Origin of the sequence: Pseudomonas sp. B20 (assembly GCF_020515755.1) — a bacterium.
GTDB lineage: Bacteria > Pseudomonadota > Gammaproteobacteria > Pseudomonadales > Pseudomonadaceae > Aquipseudomonas > Aquipseudomonas syringae.
This window is the reverse complement of the sequence record NZ_JAHPJG010000018.1, coordinates 132,364-151,958: the sequence shown is the minus strand read 5'-3', so window position 1 is coordinate 151,958 and position 19,595 is coordinate 132,364. Positions and strand designations below refer to the sequence as shown.

Sequence of the window (19,595 nt, the reverse complement as noted above, 5' to 3'; positions counted from 1 at the left end):
CGCCCGGGAGATCACTTATCGTTCCTCACGCTCTGCGTCATACATTCAGGAGGACGCAGAGCGTCCGGAAATCCATATCCACGCGGAGCATGGGTACGATGGCGTTCCCGAGATCACCTATCGTTCCTCACGCTCCGCGTGGGAATGCCGTTCTGGACGCTCCGCGTCATCCTCAAGCAGCGCCGATCAGCTGCCCTCGGTGCCGTGTGCTTCTTCGAAGAAGAAATCCTTCCAGCTCGCTGCCTTGTTTTTCAACACGCCCAGCTCATGCAGTTTTTCGGCGTAGATGAAGGTGCGCTGCGGCGTGATAGTGAAATCGATTTCCGGGTCGGCGACGATTTTCTCTACCAAGGGCAACGGCAGCTTCGATTGCTCGACGCGGATGTAGGTCTGCGCGGCAGCGGGCTTGTCGGCCTTGATGATCTTCTCGGCTTCGGCCAGCGCGTCGTAGAACGCCTTGTAGGTCTTGGGGTTTTCGTCGTGGAATTTCTCGGTGGTGTAGAGCACGTTGAACGTCGCCTGGCCACCCAGCACGTCATAGGAACTGAGCACCTTATGCACGTTGGGGTTCTCCAGTTCCTGATACTGGAACGGCGGGCTGGAGAAGTGCGAGTTGATTTCCGAGCCACCGGCAATCAGCGCGGAGGTCGCGTCCGGGTGCGCGAGGCTCACCGAGATGTTGTCGAATTTCTTGTAGTTGTCGTTACCGAACAGCTTGGCGGTTTCGATCTGCAAGGTGCGTGACTGGAAGCCCACGCCCGCAGCCGGTACGGCGATGCGGTCCTTGTCGGTGAAGTCCTTGAGGGTCTTGACGTTGGGGTTGTTGGTCAGCAGGTAATTGGGCATCGAACCCAGCGAGGCAATCGCCTTGACGTTCTGTTTGCCCTTGGTGCGGTCCCAGACGGTCAGCATCGGCGGCACGCCGGCCGACACCACGTCGAGTGCGCCGGCCAGCAGCGCTTCGTTCATCGCCGTGGCACCGGAGATGCTGTTCCAGTCGACCTTGATGTCCAGGCCCTGCTCCTTGCCGTGTTTCTCGATCAGTTTCTGATCGCGCACCACGTCGAGGATCAGGTAGCCGATGCCGAATTGCTGAGCGATGCTGATCTTGCCTTCAGCCTGAGCGCCGCCACTGAGCAGCGCGCCAAACAAACCGAGGGTCGCCGCCAACACAGTCAGTGCCGGGCGTTGAAATGCAGTTTCCATGTGGTTCTCACCCTGATTATTCAAAAAAAGACGGCGTTTCAACGCTGCATACCCCAGCGCTTGACGGTCAGGCGCTCGATGTTGGCGAACAGCAGGTTCTCGACCAGCAGGCCGATGAGGATCACCGCCGCCAGACCCGCAAAAACCTTGTCGGTATACAACTCGTTACGGTTCTGGAAGATGTACCAGCCCAGACCGCCCTTGCCGGAGGACGCGCCAAACACCAGCTCGGCGGCGATCAGCGTGCGCCAGGCAAAGGCCCAGCCGATTTTCAGACCGGCCAGAATCGACGGCAGCGCAGCAGGAATCAGGATGTGCCAGACAAAGCGCAGGCCTTTGAGACCATAGTTGCGCCCGGCCATGCGCTGGGTTTCCGAGACGCCCAGAAAGCCCGCGTAAGTATTGAGCGCCAGCGCCCACAGCACCGAATGCACCAGCACGAAGATCAGGCTGTTCTGACCCAGCCCGAACCACAGCAGCGCCAGCGGTAGCAGGGCAATGGCCGGTAACGGATTGAACATCGCAGTCAGCGTGCTGAGCAGGTCGCGGCCCAGTTGGGTGGACACTGCCAGGGTGGTCAGGGCGAACGCCAGCACGATGCCGATCAGGTAGCCCTGAATCAGTATGGTCAGGGAGATCCAGACCTTGCCCGGCAACTCACCGGAAATCAGCCCGTCATAAAAGGCGGCAGCCGTTTGTAGAAAGCTCGGCAACAGCAGGTCGTTGTTCTGCAGACGCGCGGCCAGTTCCCAGATCACCGCCAGGGCGATCATGATGACGCATTTGCGCACCCAGCTCAGTTGCCAGATACGCTGTGCCAGGGGCAGATCGCGGGCCAGGTCTTCCTGAGTGAAAGGCTCCAGCGTGATTTCATATTCTTCGCGAGCGGGAGGTGCGAGGCTCATGATTCGGGTTTCCCGGTAATCGTGTAGATAGGACGCGGAGCGTCCTGAAAGGCATTACCACGCGGAGCGTGGGAACGATCAAGGCAGTCGCCTAGTAAGCAATCCGGATGTCCTGAAAATTCAGATCCTGCTCCGCCGGCCCGGCCTCGCCCTCATCGAACAACAACCGATGAATACGCTGCGCGGTTTGCTGAAAGCCGACGCCGCCGAGACTTTTCAGGTCGTATTGATGGCTGTTGATTTCCGCCCGTACACGGCCCGGATGCGGCGACAGCAGCAGGATGCGATTGCCAACTACCAGCGCTTCTTCGATGGCGTGCGTGACGAACAGCAACGTGAAGCGCACTTCATCCCACAGCTCCAGCAGCTCTTCCTGCATCTTGCGGCGGGTCAGTGCATCCAGCGCGGCAAAGGGCTCGTCCATCAGCAGGATTTTCGGCTGCATGGCCAGCGCCCGGGCAATCGCCACGCGGGCCTTCATGCCACCGGACAAGGTGTGCGGGTAGGCATCGGCAAACGCACTGAGGCCGACCTTTTCCAGATAGTAACGTGCGCGCTCCAGCGCTTCGGGGCGCTTCAGCGTGCGTGATGCCAGCAGCGGAAACATGACGTTCTCGATCACGGTTTTCCACGGCGGCAACTGGTCGAACTCCTGAAACACCACGATGCGGTCCGGGCCAGGCTCGGTGACCTGATGCCCCGCCAGACGAATCTCGCCCTCACTGGGCGCGATGAAACCGGCCACCGCTTTGAGCAGCGTCGACTTGCCGCAACCGGATGGGCCGAGCAGCACGAAACGATCGGCCGGATCGACTTCGAAACTGACCTGATGCGTCGCCCGCACCACGCGTTCTGGCGTGCGGTATTCGAGGCTGACGCCGCGAACTTGCAACAAGGCTTCAGCGGTGAGCTGTGCAGCCGGTTGCGCTTGGGTGCTGGTGCTGGCCGTGTGGCCTTGCGCGACAGCATTCATGAACGGCCCTCCAGGATCAAAATGGCGCGGTGCCTTGAATGGTCGTGCGATGCAGTTTGCGGCGCAGATGCGCCGGGCAGCCGGCAGCCAGGTGGATCAGGGAACGGTTGTCCCAGAACACCATGTCGTTGGCCTGCCACTGGTGCCGATAGATGTGCTCGGGCTTCACGCTGTGGGCGTAAATCTCGTTGAGAATCTGACGGCTCTCGTCTTCCGGCAGACCGAGGATGCGCGTCGTGAAACCCTCGCTGACGAACAGCGCCTTGCGCCCGTTTTCAGGGTGGGTGCGAACGATCGGGTGGCTGACTTCGACCACCTGCGCCAGTTGCTCGGCGCTCAGGGTCGGACGCCAGTTGGCGGCGTTATGGCCCTCGGCGTAGCGTGCGGTGTAACTGTGCACCGCTGAACGCCCTTCAACTGCATCGCGCAGGTGTTGCGGCAACGTTTCCCACGCCAGGTGCATGTCTGCAAACAGCGTATCGCCGCCTTCACTCGGCAGCTCCTGGGCATACAACATCGAGCCCAGGCTCGGCAGCTCCTTGTAAGACAGGTCCGAATGCCAGTACTTGCCGGCGTCGCCCAGGCCCACGGGCTTATCGTTCTCGACAATGTTGGAGACGATGAGGATTTCCGGATGGTTGGCCAACAGAAACTGCTTGAGCACATGGATCTGCAGCACCCCGAAGCGCCGGCTGAAATCGATCTGCTGTTGCGGCGTGATCTGCTGATCGCGGAACACCAGCACGTGGTGATGCAGATGTGCCTGATGCACACGAGCGAAGTCGGCATCGTTCAACGGCCTGGACAGATCCAGCCCAACGATTTCCGCGCCCACCTTTTCGGTGAATGGACGCACTTCGAAGGATTGCGAAGCAGGTTGAGCGGACAATGAAGCGAGGGAGGCTGCTGGCATGAGAACTCCGACTCCAAGACTGTGTGACTGAAAGACGAAACTCTATAGGTATAAGAAACAGAATTTAAATACCGTTAAAGAATATCGATAGTGCTGTTTTTTTCACTGCCTCGCTGTGTAACGTCAGTCAGCATAAATGTGTCACAGCAGATACATCCAAGTGTAAGACCGCCTTGCTAGGGTCGGCGCCTTATTCGACCTGAGTGAAGCGCCCGCTATGCGATCCAATAAACCGGTTGTCCATGTAATGGTGTCGTCATTGATACTGTCGCTGCTTGCCGTCTCGGTTCAGGCTGCGAGCCGTGCCAATGACAATCGTATAAACGGTGTCGATCTGCTCTCCGGGTTCAACACCCTGTGGACAACCGGCGCAACCTGGGATACCGGCACGCCGACGGCCCTCGGTCAGAGCCTGCTTCGGCGCAACCTGCAGATCGTGGTCGACCGCGCCAACTCGCGCACGCTGGCGCAGGAAACCGCCGCCTACTTCGATGACCGCCGCGACCAGAGCTACAGCGCCATCAGCGGCCTGGGCTCGCTGAGCGATGCTTACAAAGCCGGCGCGGGCGCGTTCACGACCATCACGCAATTCGACGACAGCAACAAAACCGTCAGGTACGACGACAAGGGCAATGGCGCAGGCAGTTCGTCTTCGGCGCTGGGCAAAGTGGTCGATCTGGTCGGCGCGGTGCGCAACGATGCCTCCACGACTCCGGCCAAGTCCCACTACCTGTATCCACGGCCATGGCGGCAGAGCCTCGACGGGCAGAGCCTGGCATTCGTCGTCGCGCCGTCCCTGCGCCCGGCCGAAAGCACCACGCCGGCCAGTGACTCGGGTTTCCCCAGCGGTCACACCAACGCCGCTTACCTGTCAGCCTACGCATTGGCCTACGCGATCCCCGAGCGGTTCAGCGAGTTGATGCTGCGTGCTTCGGAAATCGGCGACAACCGCATCGAAGCGGGCATGCACTCGCCCTTCGACGTGATGGGCGGGCGAATCACCGCGACCTATTTCGCCATCGACAACCTGTCCAACCCGGCCAACGCCCAACTGCGCGCCGATGCTCGCGCACAGGCGCTGGCCTACTTCACCGCTCAGTGCGGCGGCGACGTCAACAATTGCATGACGACCATCGACCCGGCCACCGACCGCACTTCCCAACACGCACAGGACAAGGCGCTGTACACCGCGCGCATGACCTACGGCTTCGACCCGGTCGGCCCGACCAACCTCGCCCCGGTCGTGCCAACCAACGCTGAAGTGCTGCTGGAAACACGCTTCCCGTACCTGGACGCCAGCCAACGCCGCGAGATTCTGGCGACCACCGAACTGTCGTCGGGCTACGCAGTGATCGATCAGTCAGGTGGCTATGGTCGCTTGAACCTGTATGCCGCAGGCGATGGTTACGGCGCGTTCAATTCCAACGTCACCGTCAACATGAACGCCAGCCTGGGCGGCTATAACGCCATCGACGCCTGGCGCAACGACATCAGCGGCAGCGGTGCGCTGATCAAGAACGGTACGGGCAACCTGATCCTGACCGGCAACAACACCTACTCGGGCGGCACGCTGATCAACGGCGGCACCCTGACCGGTCATGCCCAGGCCTTCGGCAGCGGCACGATCACCGACAACGCAACGCTGGTGGTCGATCAGTCCACCAACGACACCCTCGCCAACACCCTGACCGGCAACGGTGCGCTGATCAAACGCGGTATCGGCTCGCTGAACCTGACCGGCAACAGCAGCCTGTCCGGCGCGACGACCGTGCAGGCCGGTCGCCTGGCAGTGAATGGCAACCTCGGTAACTCCATCGTCAGCGTGCAGCAAGGCGCGACGCTGGGCGGTAACGGCACCGTCGGCGGCATCAACGTCGCTCAGGGCGGCGTGGTCGCACCGGGTAATTCGGTCGGGCAACTGAACGTCAACGGTGACGTCAACCTGGCTCAGGGTTCGGTTTATCAAGTGGAGGCGGACGCCAGTGGCAAAGCCGACCGCATCGTCGCCAGCGGCCGCGCGACGATCAATAACAGCACACTGTCGCTGGTCGAAGGCGGTAACTGGCTGGCCGCCAGCCGTTACTCGATCCTCTCCGCAGCCGGTGGCGTGAGCGGTGCATTTGCCGCCGTGCAAACCAACTTCGCGTTCCTTACCCCGACGCTGAACTACACCGCCACCGATGTCGGGCTGACGCTGGATCGCAACGCACAAACCTTCGCCAGCCTGGCGACCACGCGCAACGCCAAGGCGGTCGCACAGGGTCTGGACAGCGCGGGCGCAGGCAACGCGCTGTGGCGGCAGGTGGTACAGGACGACGCCTCGACGGCGCAGGCCACGTTTAGCGCGCTGTCCAACGAACTGCATGCGTCGACGCAATCTGCATTGATCGAAGACAGCCGGCTGGTGCGCAATGCCATGAATGCTCGCATGCAACAAGCGCAATCCACACAGGCATTCGGCAGCACCACGCAAACCCTCGCCGGTGATGCTTCACGCGGTGTGGTGTGGACCCAGGCCATCGGCGCGAACGGCCAGACCGACAGCAGCCGTGACGCCTCAGGCCTGGAAACCCGCACCAGCGGCCTGTTGTTCGGCGCCGACGTACCGCTCGACGACACCTGGCGTGTGGGTGCATTGGCCGGCTTCAGCAACAGCAGCTTCGACCTGCGCCACGCGTCCGGCTCGACCGACAGCGACAACTATCATCTGGGTGTCTACGGCGGCGCGAAGTGGGGCCAACTGGGCCTGCGCCTCGGCGCGGTGCGCACCTGGCATGAGCTGACCGCCAAGCGCACGCTGGACCTGCCGGGTTCGTCCGAGCACTTCAAGGAAGACTACAAGGCAGCGACCAATCAGGTCTTCGGCGAACTGGGCTACACCCTGGAAATGGGCAACGCACAGCTTGAGCCCTTCGCCAACCTGGCACACGTACGCCTGGACACCGACGCCTTCGACGAGAACAGCAACGCCATCAGCCTGCAGAACAAATCCCAGGACAACCACATCACCTTCAGCACCCTGGGCCTGCGTGCAGCGACCCGCCTGAACGCTGGCAGCGTCGTGATCAAACCCAACGCCACACTGGGCTGGCGTCGCGCCTACGGCGACGTCACCCCGGAAAGCCGCTCGGCCTTCAGCGGCGGTGACACCTTCGAACTCTCCGGCGCCCCCATCGCCCGCAGCGCAGCCGTGCTCGGCGCAGGTGTCGACCTGGGGTTGAGCGATACCTTGAGCGTGGGCCTGAGCTACGACGGACAGGTAAGCAATGATGCATCGGATCAGTCGTTGAATGCTCGGGTGACATTGGCGTTTTAAGGCTGAAGCGGCGGCTGCTCTCTTTAGGGACGGAGAGCAGCCTGCAGGATTTCTAGACTCGGCATGTAGGACCCATCAGAAAATCCCGGGCTACTTTGACTTCATTATCGGCCTTCTCTATGGTGCAACTACCAACCGGGGCAGTCAGGGAGACACCCAATGCAGCTATCGAGCATTGTGCCGTCGTGGCTCGATATAGAACGACGCATCAGCCGAAGCATGGGCTACCAGCCTGGAGCCAGCTTCCAGCGCAGACTCAACAATGAGCCGGTTTCAACACTACAGCTCAACCTCCGACGCGTCGGTAATATCAGAAGCGCGTTCAACCGCGCCGAACTGGAAGCGGCCCGCCGGCTTGGGCGGCGTTTCCTGGATATCGACATCGCCAGCATCATCAACGACCTGATAGACGTGGTCACCCAAATGGCCATGATCGTCGCGGGCAGCACGCTCGCAGGGGGCGCGATAGGTGCGGGAGTCGGCAGCTTTTTCTTTGGTGCAGGCGCAGTGCCCATGGGCATGGCGGGTGCCGCAATCGGCCTGGAGCTCAGCACTTGGATCCTGGGCATTCTCGGCCTGGCGTCCATTGCCGAATTCTTCGTCGACGGCCTCCCGCGGCTTGTCGACCATTACGTACGTGGCATCACAGTCGCTTGGGAAGGCACCCGTGGCGAGCCTGGCCTCAACCCCTTCGGCGGCGACGATCCGCAGGTTGTAGACCGCGCCGCATATCACATCGCGCAAGGCCACGAAGAAGTGGTGATACTGCTACTGGGCGCCATCGTCGCCTACCTGACGCGCGGCCGAGGCAACGCAAGCGTACTTGCCAATGAAATGCAAGCCAGCAAAAAAGGTGCGAAGCTCGGCCAATGGATGCTCCAGCACGAAGACGCCCTGATAAAACACCCCGACCTGCAACATGCCGGCCCTCGCAGAGGGGCGCTGGACAAACAGGAGTCACCGCCCCCGCCTCCACCACCCAATCGACGTGCGGATGAGCCTGAGCCGAAAAGAGCGTCGGGCATGCCTGAGCACAAGGTGCCATGCTTTAAATTAAGTAAAAAGCACCGCAACCTTGCTGACGAGTTTGATAATCAGCTAGAAGGACAGCAAAATGGGTTGAATGACCTAACGGTGGCGGAGTATTTGAAAGGACGGAAGGCTTTTACGGATGGGGATGTTGTAAGGGATCCAAAGATAGCGAGAGATGCACGTAATGAATTCAGCCAAAAGTTAAAACAAGACTTGATTGATGAACTCAGGTCAAAAAATCTAAGTGCATCAGAAGCCGAGAGTCAAGCAGAGAGGATGGTGGCGCAAAAAATGTCAACATTAGCCGCCTTGCATAACCCAGATTTATTTGCTGGAGGAAAGGATATCATCGGTGGCTTTGGCGACAAGCGGATTAATTCGAGCATTGGTCCTCAATGGCCAAGCCGTATAGGCAGTCTGGATAGCGCCGCCAACAACATTCCTGAGTCAATTCGTGAAAGCACCAAAATTAATGCCAAACTTGAACGCTGTGATAAAACAAGGGGTTAAACATGGATGAAGATTTCGCTTTTTTTCTAGAGAAATTTGGCACAGAATTCAGCCGAGAAGAAGTTCCAGACTCAAGCATTGCTCGGTATAAAGACAAACTACCTAACCAGTTGCTTGAATACTGGAAAGATCATGGCTGGAGCGGTTATGCTCAAGGCATATTCTGGACTGTCAACCCTCAAAACTATGAAGAATTACTAAACCAATGGCTTATGGGTACCGATCTATTTGAGCAGGATAATTACCATGTTATCGCACGCAGCGCTTTCGGAAAGCTTTACGTATGGGGTGAAAGGAAAGGTAGCTGCTTGACTATTAACAGCTATGTAGCCAGATATACTCCTCGTACTTCTAAATTTACAGGTGAAAAACTCGATTTCGGAATAAAAGTTTTTTTCTCGTCAAAAAAACCTAATGAAAGCGATTTAGATGATCTATTCAAACCGGCTCTTGAAAAACTCGGCCCACTCAAAAGTGACGAAATGTACGGCTTCGTCCCTGCCCTGGCACTCGGCGGACCGATGGAACTGAAAAACTTGCAAAAAGTGAAAATCATCGAGCACCTAACGTTTCTTTCTCAGCTCTCTCCGCTTCAGGATTGGGGATTTCCTGATGTCTAAATTCTTGCATAAAAATTGGCTTTCTCCTTGACTCTGCTAGCGTGGACTGTGTAATGGACGAGCACTACGCATCATTCCTCAACGACTTTAGCCCGACAATTGATCGCCAAGAAGTCCCACAATTAAGCATTGATCGATACGATAAAAAACTACCCGCCCAGTTGCTTGAATATTGGAAAGAGTACGGATGGTGCGGCTATGCGGACGGCATATTTTGGACCGTTAACCCACAAGAATACGAAGACTTATTAAAAAGCTGGCTTACGACTGTTGATATGCCACAAGAGAATTACTATGTCATAGCGCGTAGTGCATTCGGCAAGCTATATGTGTGGGGCGAAAATAGCGGATGGTGTTTAACAATATCATCATATAGCGCTCGCTATTTCAGGCGAGCATCTAAATTTACAGGTGAAAAGCTTGACTTTGGCGTCAAGGCTTTCTTTTCATTCATTGATCCTGAACACAATGACCTGGAGGGACTTTTTCAGCCTGCCTTGGATCATCTCGGCCCACTTAAAAGCGATGAAATGTACGGCTTCGTCCCAGCTTTAGCTCTAGGCGGTCCAATGGACTTAAAAAATCTGCAAAAAGTAAAAACCATCGAGCACCTGGAATTTCTGTCTCAGCTATCTCCGCTTCAGGATTGGGGATTTCCTGCTGCCTAAATTCTTGCATAAAAAATTGGCTTTCTTCTTGACTCTGCTAGCGCGGACTGTGTAATGAACGAGCACTACGCATCATTCCTCAACGACTTTAGCCCGACAATTGATCGCCAAGAAGTCCCACAATCAAGCATTGATCGATACGAGAAAAAACTACCCGCCCAGCTGCTTGAATATTGGAAAGAGTACGGATGGTGCGGCTATGCGGACGGCATATTTTGGACCGTTAACCCGCAAGAATACGAAACCATACTTAGCCATTGGCTTAGCGAGACCAACCTTTCTAAAAATGACAACTATTATGTAATTGCCCGCAGCGCATTTGGTATTCTTTATGTATGGGGTCAAGAGCAAGGTTATTGTCTGACCATATCATCTTATCGAGCGCGGTATTCCTCTCGCGCCTCCAGGTTTACCGGAGAAAAGCTGAATGCAGGGGTTAATGCATTTTTCTTTTCGATGAGCCCTAACCACAACGACATCGACGGCCTTTTTGAACCCGCACGAGAAAAACTTGGCCCACTCAAAAGTGACGAGATGTACGGCTTCGTCCCAGCCCTGGCACTCGGCGGTCCGATGGAACTTAAAAATCTACAAAAAGTAAAAACCATCGAGCATCTAACATTTCTGTCTCAGCTCTCCCCACCTCAGGATTGGGGATTTCCCGATCTTTGAATACAGCAATGAAAACAATTCTTCACGGCGCTCTTGGCATTGCATCGTGGACAAGCACAATGCCTTTCCTCAAAAGTCCTGACTTCATCCAGATTCAGCGAAACGGATTCAGCTCCATTTTCATTTCCCGGCCTCCCGATCAGCCTCAACAATCGAGGTCGGGAAAGGGCTGCGTGCCTTTGCAAACCACCACAGGGCACCCGCCCCGATAACGCTCGTCAGCACGGCCAAACTCAGGATGACCTGGCGAATGCCCAAAGGCGCTGCGAGCAGGGCCACCAGCAAACCCGCCAGAGGCTGCGACAGGTTGTTGAGCAACGTGATCACGCCCACCGTCTTGCCGAAGTCCTGAGGCGGTATCACCCGCTGCCGGAGGGTGCGCATGTAGACGTTGAACATCTTGTCGAAACCGACGATCAACAGAAACCCCAGCGCATAGCCAATCAGGTTCGGGCTCAGGGCGCTGATGAATGCCCCGGTCGCGATCATCGAAAAGCCGACGCCACCCAGCACGCGCATAGGCAGAGCCACGCGGGCCAGGAAGAACAGGATCACGATGGTCGTCACCGCACCCGCCGCCTGCAGCCCGGCATAGCTGTCTTTGCCGGCGCTGTACTCACCGATCACCATGGCTGCCGAGGTCGACAGCGTGACACCTACGATCAGGTTGACGCCGACTGCCAGCGTGATGATCTTTTTCAATTCCGCCAGGCTGCGGATATGCCCGAATGCAATCCGCAACGGCTGCAGCCAGATGTCCTGATGCTGCTCAAACACCTCCAGCGTGATACGGCTGAGACGTTGCCACGCGAGCATGCTCAGGTCTGCCAGCAGGAACAGGCCAGCGGTCAACAGTACGACCCAGTGCCAGGCCCACACCTCAAGCATCAGTGCCGCGACCAAGGGCCCGAGAACCATCCCGGACTGGTCGGCGATCTGGGAATAGGACAACGTTCTGGTGTAGCTGTAGTGCTGAAAGATATGCGGCATGAGCACTTCGCGCGCCATGATGCCTTGCGTGGTCAGCACCCCGCACAATGCCGACAGCACCACCAGCCATCCGATGCCGCCAAAGATGGCGTAGAGCAGCATCGCCAGCACGCACAGCGATGCCCGGTAGATCTGGCTGATATGCAGAATTTTGACTGGCGGGTATTTGTCGCAGAGGGCACCGCACAACGGAAACGCGAGAAACCTCGGCAGCGATTCGACGAAAAACGCCAGCCCGGCCCATGAAGCACTGTTGGTGGTCTGGAAGACCACCAGCGGCACAATGAACAACAGAATCTGATCCGCCAGCCTGGACAGGAAAAGCGAGACGAAGAAAGCGAGGTAATCCTTGCGCATGCAAAACTCCTGTAGGCCGGGACGTGCATCGCTATTAACCGAGCCAGGCGTTGGAGCTTATTGGATTTACGATTTTAATGCTGGCGGCGCTCGCTACAGTTAGTATTCCTCAGGTCATACCTGGCTTGATACATCCATGCTGAGACGCCCTCTCCTGTGAACTCGTGGAGAAATACTGATGAACTCATCGCCAAGGTCCTCGGCCATTCTGGCCATCCTGTTGGCGGTCCTGCTTGCAGGTTGCAGCGCCGCACCAGGGTCTGCCAGGCCATCTGTTAATGCGACCAGATATGGCGAGGGCGGTGTTTCTGCCTTTTACACATGGCCGGATAAAGTGCCGCCGACACCGGGCCGACTGCTGCGCTCCGAACCGCTGACGGACAAGCAGAGTCTCGAAAATGCCGGACAGAATGTCCGCATCCTGTACACCTCAACAGACGGGCTCAACAATCAGCCAGTCGCAGTGTCAGGTGCTCTGTTCATGCCCAGAGGTAAGTCGCCAAAGGGCGGATGGCCACTGCTGGCGTGGGCGCACGGTACTGTCGGTAGCGCGGACATCTGTGCGCCTTCATTCACAGGGCGCAGTGATCGCGATACGCGCTACCTGAATGAATGGCTTGGCCGGGGTTATGCGATTGTGGCTACTGACTATGAGGGTTTGGGGACGCCGGGGCTGCATCCGTTCGGGCTGAGCAGTCCGCTGGCATATGGTGTGCTCGACAGCATTCGCGCCGTTCAAGGTGCTGGGTTCAAGCTGTCTTCGCGGGTGGTTGTGTTTGGGCAGTCCCAGGGTGGCCGTGCCGCTTTCGCTACGGCCGTGTATCAGAAGACTTACGCGCCCGAATTGAACATTGTCGGTGTGGTCGCGACCGGGACGCCTTATCCGATGGCTCAATTGCATGAGAAACATACCGGACCGGATAACTTCCGCGATCAGGTCTCGCCGTCGCTGGCCTACAACCTGTTGCGATTGAGTACCGCCGCGCTGATCAACCCGTTGCTGCATCCCGCCGATTACCTGAGCGACCGCGCGAAGCCCGCGTTTGAAACCAGCCAGCGTGAATGCCTGCAAGCCATCGAGCGCAAGGTGGTCGCGGATGGACTGACGTTCAACAACAGTTTCAAACGCTCACCCGAGAAAGCACTGGATCAAGTCAATCGCCATTCGGACTACCCGACGGTAAAGTCGGACATTCCGGTATTTATCGGTACCGGGGGCAAGGACGTCATCTCACCTGTTCGCAGCCAGATCGCGCTGGTCAAGGACGCTTGCAGGGCAGGCGACCGCATCGAATGGCATTACTACCCGCAACTGGATCACTCCGACGCAGTGAATGGCTCACTGCCGGACTCGACACGTTTTGTCGAGAAAGCATTTTCGGGGGAGTTTATGACGGGGAATTGTGGGGAGACGCAGAGCGTCGCACGATAGTTGAGGTTATCGTTCCTCACACCAGAGCGTGAGGAACGATAAGTGCCCGCAACATGCTCCGCGCTCAGCTTTACACACATGTCTTTGTGGGAGCGAGCTTGCTCGCGAAGAGGCCGGTGTAGCCCCCGGAAATATGGCGTTTGGACCAACGCCTTCGTGAGCAAGCTCACTCCCACCAAGATTTCTGTCCAGCCCCATACAGCATGTAGCTGTGACGCGGAGCGTCGCACGATAGTCGGGGGAACGAGAGTCGGTGATCAGAACGCAGGCAATACAGCGCCATCGTACTTCTTGTTGATGAAGTCTTTGACTTCCTGGCTGGTCAACGCTTTCGACAGCTTTTCGATGGCGTCGGTGTGGGCGTTGTCTTCGCGGGTCACGAGGTAGTTCACGTAAGGCGAATCCGAACCTTCGATGATCAAGGCATCTTTTGTCGGCTTTAGCGGAGGCTTGGCTTCCAGTGCGTAATTGGTGTTGATCAGGGCAAGGTCAACCTGGCTCAGGGCGCGAGGGAGCAATGCCGATTCCAGCTCGCGGAATTTGAAGTTGTGCGGATTGCTTGCGATGTCTTTCACAGTGGACAAGGCATTGGTGTTGTCTTTGAGAGTAATCAGTTTATTTTTGTCCAGCAGGATCAACGCACGCCCGGCGTTGCTGCCTTCGTTCGGAATGGCAATGGTTGCGCCTTCAGGCAGATCTTTCACGCTCTTGTACTTTTTCGAGTAGCCGCCGAACGGTTCGACATGCACACCAACGCCGGTTACCAGGTTGGTGCCTTTACCCTTGTTGAAGCCATCCAGGTAAGGCTTGGTCTGGAAGTAGTTGGCGTCCAGACGCTTTTCGCTCAACTGGACGTTGGGCTGTACGTAGTCAGTGAAGACCTTGATTTCCAGGTCCACACCTTCCTTGGCCAGCGTCGGCTGGATCAGTTTGAGGATTTCCGCATGCGGTACGGGCGTCGCGCCGACGACCAGCTTTTCACCTGCGTGAGCCAGGCCAATCGAGAACACAGCCGCCAGAGCGGTCAGCAAAAACGTCTTTTTCATGCAATGTCCTTAACGAAAATCCGAGAGCGTCATCCAGAAAATGACACCTTATTATTCAATGGTTTGCCACAGCTATCCGAACCCTGCGACATCATGCTGACATTACCGGTGTTTTATATTCCGATAAAATACTTTTTAATCGAGTGCTTATGCTTTTTTGCATCAGGATCTACTGTACCTCATCGAGACCGCGCTGGGGCGCGCTCAAGCGGGACGCTGCGCCAGCTCCGAGGTGACTGTTTCAAGCAATTGCCTGAGCTTGGAAAGCTGCCTGCGATCACCACCATCGAGCAATAGCTGCGTCTGGCGCTCGATCAGCGTCAACGGATCGGCGATGTCCGGCAGATTGATATCCTGTGCGCGAATCTCATCACCGCTGCTGACCAGCAGGGCAAAGTGAATGACGTTCTCCAGCTCACGGGTATTACCGGGCCAGCTGTGCGCCTCCAGCGTGCGCTGCGCGTCCTCACTGATCAGTTGCACCGGCAGGTTCAGGCGCTGGCTGTAGATCCCCACAAAATATTCGGCCAACGGCAGGATGTTGCCCGGCTGCTCACGCAGCGCAGGCAGATCGAGGCGGCCCTCGCTCAGGTAATGATAAAGCCGCTCGTGGAATTTTCCGGCAGCCACGGCCTGGGCCAGATCGATACTGGTGGCGGCGACCAGACGCACATCGACCGGGCTTGGCTGCTGCGCGCCCACTCGCGTGACTTCGTGGTTTTCAAGGGCCGCGAGCAGCTTGACCTGGATCGGCAACGGCAGGTCGCCGATCTCGTCCAGGTACAAGGTGCCGCCATTGGCCGAACCGAACCAGCCTGCGCGGCTGCTGACCGTCCCACTGTGAGCTCCGGCGGCGTAGCCGAACAATTCGGCGTCGGCATAGGTCGGGCTGATGGCACCGCAGTTCACTGAAACGAACAAGCCCGAGCGATCGCTGCCGCGATGAATATGCCGGGCCAGCAACTCCTTGCCGGTCCCGGACTCGCCACGGATCAGTACCGGTAGAGAACGGGGAGCCAGTTGCTCCATTTCTTCACGCAACCGGCGCGAGCGTGGATCGATAAACACCAGCGCCTTGGCGCGAATGCTCAGTGGGCTTTTTTCCGCATCGGGAAAGGTCAGCAGCGGCTGGCCGAAGTTTTCGTGAAGGCTCATGACACACTCCCGCCTGAGCCCTTGCGATGGCTCAAGCGTTTAAAAAGACGGGACCCGGTGAGTCCGATAAACAGGCTGCCCGGTCATGCGCGACGACGCGCGTGTTGCTCCAGACGGTTTTGCAGGCGATACAGGTAGGCGAAGCCCTGCTCCCAGCGTTGATGGCCGGACTTGACGTTGATATGCCCGGCCTGACTCAGAAAACCTAGCTCGGCACCCCAATGACGCGCCATCTCCATGGCACGCTGGGAGCTGACCGCAGGGTCGTTGTCAGAGCTGACAATCTGCGTCGGAAACGGCAACAGATCAGTAGGGATCGGTGCGAAATTACGCAACGCAGGCGGGCAATTCGGACGATCGACGTCGGCCGGCGCCACCAGCAGTGCGCCCTGCACCTGACGCAGGGTTTCCAGCGGCGCGAGTCGGGCCCAGTGCGCGACGGTGACGCAACCCAGGCTATGCGCGATCAGGATCACTGGCGTGTCGTGCGCGGCAATCGTACGTTGCAACTCGCCCACCCAGTCCTCACGACGCGGCTTGAGCCAGTCGGCCTGCTCCACGCGCGTGCTGTTGGGCAGGCTGTTCTGCCAGTGGGTCTGCCAATGATCATCAGGAGACCCTTGCCAGCCTGGCACGATCAGATACCGGATCGACTCGTTATGCATGGATTCGCCTCCTGCCTGTATGCGTTCATGAGACGAGTATAGGGATGGAAGGTGTAATCGCTAAGGAATAAGAAGCTATTTATTAATACCCAAAAAGAATATCAACTGACAGGCAAAAAAAGAGGCCACTCCCTGCCTTCGAGGAACGGCCTCTAATAAAAATCACTTTCAGGGCAAAGACTATCCGCACTTCGTTACAGGATTACGACGGCCTCAGGTTGCCGGCACAGTACGCGGCCCCTGCTCGCCCGCAGTCAGCGGTACTGGCTCGTCGTGCTGCGGGATTTCACGGGCAACGTTCCAGACCACGATCGCAGCGACGATATCGAAGATCGCCAGCACCACGAACAGCGGGCTGTAACCGATTTTGGTGACCATAACGCCGAAGACCATGGTGAATGCCGCCGCCCCGAAAAAGCCGAACATTCCGCCCATCCCGGTCGCGGTTGCCACCTCGTTTTTACCGAATGAATCCGAGGTGATCGAATACAGCGCGCCCGACAGGGTCTGGTGGGCAAAACCGCCGATGCACAGCAACGCAATGGCGGTGTAGGGGCTTTCGACCAGCCCGATGCACGCAGGCCCGATCATGCAGGAGCAGCCGAACAGCATGACCATCTTGCGCGAGGTGAACAGCGACACCTTGCAGTACTTGTGGAACAACGGACTGAGGTAACCGCCCAGTACGCAGCCGATGTCAGCCGCCAGAAACGGCAGCCAGGCGAACATCGCGACTTCCTTGATGTTCATGTGGCGCTCGGTCATCAGGTACAGCGGGATCCATGCATTGAAGGTCTGCCAGGCAGGCTCGGAGAGGATTCGCGCCGAGGCAATCGCGTAGAAATTACGGTTTTTGAACAGTCGCTTCCAGCTGCCTTTCTGGGCAGGTGCATCCTTCAGACGCGCTTCCTGACCGCTGAGGATGTAGTCACGTTCGGCATCGCCCAGACGCTTCTGATCGCGCGGGTGCTTGTACAGCAGCAGCCACAGGCCGCTCCACACAATGCCCAGACCGCCGACAATCAGGAACGCCAGCTCCCAGCCACTCTGCAGAATGGCCCAGACCACCAGCGGCGGCGCCAGCAATGCGCCGAACGACGAACCGATGTTGAACCAGCCGATGGCGACCGAGCGCTCTTTGGCCGGAAACCATTCGGTGGTCGCCTTGACGCCTGCCGGCAGCCCTGCGGCTTCGGTCAGGCCGAGCATGCCGCGGAAGATCGCCAGACTCTGCCAGCCGGTTGCGAATGCTGCGGCAGCGCAGGCGGCAGACCAGGCGATGGCGAAAATCGCAAAGCCCATCTTGGTGCCGATCAAATCGATGATGTAGCCAGCCACGGGCTGCATGATGGCGTAGCACAATTGCCAGGCGACCACGATGTGCGCGTACTGCTCGGTGGAAATGCTCAACTCGCTCATGAGCGTCGGTGCTGCGACGGACAGTGTGTTGCGTGCCAGGTAGTTGACGACCAGGCCGGCCGTGACCAGCCCCACCATCCACCACCGAATGCCTTTTATCTTCATCTCTTCACCCTGTTTATTTTTAGATTGGCGATGAGCGTCCCGCGGCCAAGGCCGTGAGGCGGCTGGTTTTATGTAACTTCAGATTACGGTTTCTTCAGAAGACTTTTAGGCGCTTTCTGCCGACGATCATGCGTAAAAACGGGTTTTTCGCACGAGGAGCATGCCTTTATGGCCTGAGAACTCAGACTGATCATGAGGTTGTTACTCTTTGAATTATTTTTGTGGTTGTAATTTTCTTCAAGTCTTATGTTGTCGTACAACATGATGCACTTATAGTCATTTGCCATTCCAGTGTCAAATGACAGAAACGCTCTGACCTGCATCAGGGATGGGTTAGCAAGGCGTCGGGAATGGGAGGCGCGCTTTAGCGTTATACGATGACTGCATAATCGGCGTCTGCTCATAGCTCGTTTCGGCCTATAGAGCGTCGCTCAGTGGTGACAGCGCGGACTATTTTCTGCGTAACGGCAAGAAACGCGTCCTGGCACTTGCACAACTGTCACAAATGCTTTCATTCTTGAAGGCGGCGTCAGGCAAGGGAAATGCCCGGTGAGACCCTATCGGCACGGGCCTGACGCTGAAGTCATCTCATGTCAGGAAGAGGCGTGTGCATGCCCGAGCCAAGCAGTCTCGCCAGCTGGACCCCCGCTCTGCGCAAGCAGCTCACTGCCCTGGGTATGGACAGCGATGCGTTGTGCCAGAGCGCGGGTATTGAACTGAACAGGCTGAGTGAGCCCGGTGCGCAGTTCTCGCCGGATGTCACCGCCACGCTCTGGCAACATGCAGTTCAGGCCAGCCTTGACCCGGCTCTGGGTCTACGTGTTTCACGCTTCGTCAGCCCCACAGCGTTTCATGCGCTGGGCTACACACTGGTGGCCAGCGGTTCGCTGCGTGAAGTTTTCGAGCGCATCGTACGTTACCGCTCGATGGCCGAGGACTCTCTGGAGCTGGACTTCAGAACAGTCGGCGAGCGTTATGAATTCCGCTTCGGTACACCACCCTCCTGCCAGTCACCGGTTCATGAACTGCTCGATGCATTTGCCGCCATTTACGTGCGCACCTGCCGCAATCGGCTCGGCCGGGGCTATGCGCCGCTCGCCGTGCACCTGCAACGTCCCGCGCCCGAGGACCCGCGACCCTGGCACGACCTGTTTCGCTCGCCGGTCATGTTTGCGGCGCATGAGAACTTGCTGGAGTTTGGCGGTGATCAATTCGACAGCCATCTGGATGACGGCCCGGTGCAGCTGAACGGTCAGGAATCCCAAGGGGATCCGTTACCGTCACTGATCTGGGAGCAGCGCGTACGCTCCGCCATCGAGACCCTGCTGCCGGACGGCGAGCCCACCGTCAGAAGCATCGCCGAAGCCCTGCACCTTAGCCCGCGCAACCTGCAGCGCCATCTGGCCGACGAGGGCTGCTGCTATGACCTGCTGCTCAATCAGTGCCGCCAGAACCTGGCCCTGCTGCATATGAACGATCAGCAAAGCTCGCTGAACGAAATCGCCTACCTGCTAGGTTTTTCCGACACCGACTGCCTGAGCCGCGCCTTCAAACGCTGGACCGGGCTGACACCGGAACAGTACCGCAGCGCCGTGGTGCGTTGAGCGCTGA

Annotated in this window: 16 protein-coding genes; 7 read left to right on the top strand and 9 right to left on the bottom strand. The window is 57.9% G+C overall.

The features are described from left to right. Positions 1–186 precede the first annotated feature (186 nt). The 4 genes from LIX91_RS18220 to LIX91_RS18205 form a co-directional block, all read right to left on the bottom strand. The gene (locus LIX91_RS18220) at positions 187–1,206 is read right to left on the bottom strand and encodes an ABC transporter substrate-binding protein (RefSeq protein WP_103697387.1); all 1,020 of its coding nucleotides are present in this window, start codon (positions 1,204–1,206) and stop codon (positions 187–189) included. A 38-nt stretch (positions 1,207–1,244) separates the two neighbouring features. Then, positions 1,245–2,111 carry an ABC transporter permease gene (locus LIX91_RS18215; RefSeq protein WP_003414170.1) on the bottom strand — a complete coding sequence of 289 codons (867 nt, stop codon included), beginning with the start codon at positions 2,109–2,111 and terminating at the stop codon, positions 1,245–1,247. 91 nt (positions 2,112–2,202) lie between these two features. Beyond that, on the bottom strand, positions 2,203–3,084 hold the full coding sequence (locus LIX91_RS18210; protein WP_226488901.1) for an ABC transporter ATP-binding protein: 882 nt from the start codon (positions 3,082–3,084) through the stop codon (positions 2,203–2,205). Between the two features lie 16 nt (positions 3,085–3,100). After that, positions 3,101–3,997 carry a TauD/TfdA dioxygenase family protein gene (locus LIX91_RS18205; protein WP_226488900.1) on the bottom strand — a complete coding sequence of 299 codons (897 nt, stop codon included), beginning with the start codon at positions 3,995–3,997 and terminating at the stop codon, positions 3,101–3,103. 217 nt (positions 3,998–4,214) lie between these two features. Between LIX91_RS18205 and LIX91_RS18200 the strand changes: the two genes are divergently transcribed. The 5 genes from LIX91_RS18200 (at position 4,215) to LIX91_RS18180 (ending at position 10,815) form a co-directional block, all read left to right on the top strand. Beyond that, positions 4,215–7,313: an autotransporter domain-containing protein gene (locus tag LIX91_RS18200; protein WP_226488899.1), complete on the top strand. Its 3,099-nt coding sequence runs from the start codon at positions 4,215–4,217 to the stop codon at positions 7,311–7,313. 159 nt (positions 7,314–7,472) lie between these two features. Further along, positions 7,473–8,855, top strand: a complete 1,383-nt coding sequence (locus LIX91_RS18195) for a DUF6861 domain-containing protein (RefSeq protein ID WP_226488898.1) — start codon at positions 7,473–7,475, stop codon at positions 8,853–8,855. 2 nt (positions 8,856–8,857) lie between these two features. After that, positions 8,858–9,475: a GAD-like domain-containing protein gene (locus LIX91_RS18190; protein ID WP_003317315.1), complete on the top strand. Its 618-nt coding sequence runs from the start codon at positions 8,858–8,860 to the stop codon at positions 9,473–9,475. A gap of 53 nt (positions 9,476–9,528) precedes the next feature. After that, positions 9,529–10,143 carry a GAD-like domain-containing protein gene (locus tag LIX91_RS18185; RefSeq protein WP_003414162.1) on the top strand — a complete coding sequence of 205 codons (615 nt, stop codon included), beginning with the start codon at positions 9,529–9,531 and terminating at the stop codon, positions 10,141–10,143. Between the two features lie 54 nt (positions 10,144–10,197). Continuing rightward, positions 10,198–10,815, top strand: coding sequence for a GAD-like domain-containing protein (locus LIX91_RS18180; RefSeq protein WP_226488897.1), 618 nt, complete (start codon positions 10,198–10,200; stop codon positions 10,813–10,815). Positions 10,816–10,935: 120 nt separating this feature from the next. Here LIX91_RS18180 and LIX91_RS18175 read toward each other — a convergent pair whose 3' ends face one another. Then, positions 10,936–12,162 carry an MFS transporter gene (locus LIX91_RS18175; RefSeq protein ID WP_003414160.1) on the bottom strand — a complete coding sequence of 409 codons (1,227 nt, stop codon included), beginning with the start codon at positions 12,160–12,162 and terminating at the stop codon, positions 10,936–10,938. A 178-nt stretch (positions 12,163–12,340) separates the two neighbouring features. Here LIX91_RS18175 and LIX91_RS18170 point away from each other — a divergent pair, with 178 nt between their 5' ends. Further along, positions 12,341–13,594, top strand: coding sequence for a lipase family protein (locus LIX91_RS18170; protein ID WP_226488896.1), 1,254 nt, complete (start codon positions 12,341–12,343; stop codon positions 13,592–13,594). Positions 13,595–13,851: 257 nt separating this feature from the next. Here the strand turns inward: LIX91_RS18170 and LIX91_RS18165 are convergent, their stop codons facing one another. The 4 genes from LIX91_RS18165 to LIX91_RS18150 form a co-directional block, all read right to left on the bottom strand. Then, a complete protein-coding gene (locus LIX91_RS18165) occupies positions 13,852–14,640 on the bottom strand; it encodes a MetQ/NlpA family ABC transporter substrate-binding protein (protein ID WP_046237306.1) in 789 nt (262 codons plus the stop codon). 204 nt (positions 14,641–14,844) lie between these two features. Then, entirely contained in the window at positions 14,845–15,795 is a 951-nt protein-coding gene (locus LIX91_RS18160; protein WP_226488895.1) for a sigma 54-interacting transcriptional regulator, read from the bottom strand. Positions 15,796–15,878: 83 nt separating this feature from the next. Then, the gene (locus LIX91_RS18155) at positions 15,879–16,460 is read right to left on the bottom strand and encodes an alpha/beta hydrolase (protein ID WP_003317322.1); all 582 of its coding nucleotides are present in this window, start codon (positions 16,458–16,460) and stop codon (positions 15,879–15,881) included. A gap of 213 nt (positions 16,461–16,673) precedes the next feature. Further along, on the bottom strand, positions 16,674–17,957 hold the full coding sequence (locus tag LIX91_RS18150) for an MFS transporter (protein ID WP_003414152.1): 1,284 nt from the start codon (positions 17,955–17,957) through the stop codon (positions 16,674–16,676). 638 nt (positions 17,958–18,595) lie between these two features. Here LIX91_RS18150 and LIX91_RS18145 point away from each other — a divergent pair. Beyond that, entirely contained in the window at positions 18,596–19,588 is a 993-nt protein-coding gene (locus LIX91_RS18145; protein ID WP_226488894.1) for an AraC family transcriptional regulator, read from the top strand. Positions 19,589–19,595: the final 7 nt, after the last annotated feature.

What these genes read in the sequence shown, in the direction of transcription:
- LIX91_RS18180 (WP_226488897.1), top strand. Translation starts at nt 10,198, where the DNA reads ATGAACGAGCACTACGCATCATTCCTCAACGACTTTAGCCCGACAATT.
- LIX91_RS18185 (WP_003414162.1), top strand. Translation starts at nt 9,529, where the DNA reads ATGGACGAGCACTACGCATCATTCCTCAACGACTTTAGCCCGACAATT.
- LIX91_RS18150 (WP_003414152.1), bottom strand. Translation starts at nt 17,957, where the DNA reads ATGGTGGGGCTGGTCACGGCCGGCCTGGTCGTCAACTACCTGGCACGC.
- LIX91_RS18160 (WP_226488895.1), bottom strand. Translation starts at nt 15,795, where the DNA reads ATGAGCCTTCACGAAAACTTCGGCCAGCCGCTGCTGACCTTTCCCGAT.
- LIX91_RS18175 (WP_003414160.1), bottom strand. Translation starts at nt 12,162, where the DNA reads ATGCGCAAGGATTACCTCGCTTTCTTCGTCTCGCTTTTCCTGTCCAGG.
- LIX91_RS18170 (WP_226488896.1), top strand. Translation starts at nt 12,341, where the DNA reads ATGAACTCATCGCCAAGGTCCTCGGCCATTCTGGCCATCCTGTTGGCG.
- LIX91_RS18165 (WP_046237306.1), bottom strand. Translation starts at nt 14,640, where the DNA reads ATGAAAAAGACGTTTTTGCTGACCGCTCTGGCGGCTGTGTTCTCGATT.
- LIX91_RS18195 (WP_226488898.1), top strand. Translation starts at nt 7,473, where the DNA reads ATGCAGCTATCGAGCATTGTGCCGTCGTGGCTCGATATAGAACGACGC.
- LIX91_RS18190 (WP_003317315.1), top strand. Translation starts at nt 8,858, where the DNA reads ATGGATGAAGATTTCGCTTTTTTTCTAGAGAAATTTGGCACAGAATTC.
- LIX91_RS18215 (WP_003414170.1), bottom strand. Translation starts at nt 2,111, where the DNA reads ATGAGCCTCGCACCTCCCGCTCGCGAAGAATATGAAATCACGCTGGAG.
- LIX91_RS18145 (WP_226488894.1), top strand. Translation starts at nt 18,596, where the DNA reads ATGCCCGAGCCAAGCAGTCTCGCCAGCTGGACCCCCGCTCTGCGCAAG.
- LIX91_RS18205 (WP_226488900.1), bottom strand. Translation starts at nt 3,997, where the DNA reads ATGCCAGCAGCCTCCCTCGCTTCATTGTCCGCTCAACCTGCTTCGCAA.
- LIX91_RS18220 (WP_103697387.1), bottom strand. Translation starts at nt 1,206, where the DNA reads ATGGAAACTGCATTTCAACGCCCGGCACTGACTGTGTTGGCGGCGACC.
- LIX91_RS18155 (WP_003317322.1), bottom strand. Translation starts at nt 16,460, where the DNA reads ATGCATAACGAGTCGATCCGGTATCTGATCGTGCCAGGCTGGCAAGGG.
- LIX91_RS18200 (WP_226488899.1), top strand. Translation starts at nt 4,215, where the DNA reads ATGCGATCCAATAAACCGGTTGTCCATGTAATGGTGTCGTCATTGATA.
- LIX91_RS18210 (WP_226488901.1), bottom strand. Translation starts at nt 3,084, where the DNA reads ATGAATGCTGTCGCGCAAGGCCACACGGCCAGCACCAGCACCCAAGCG.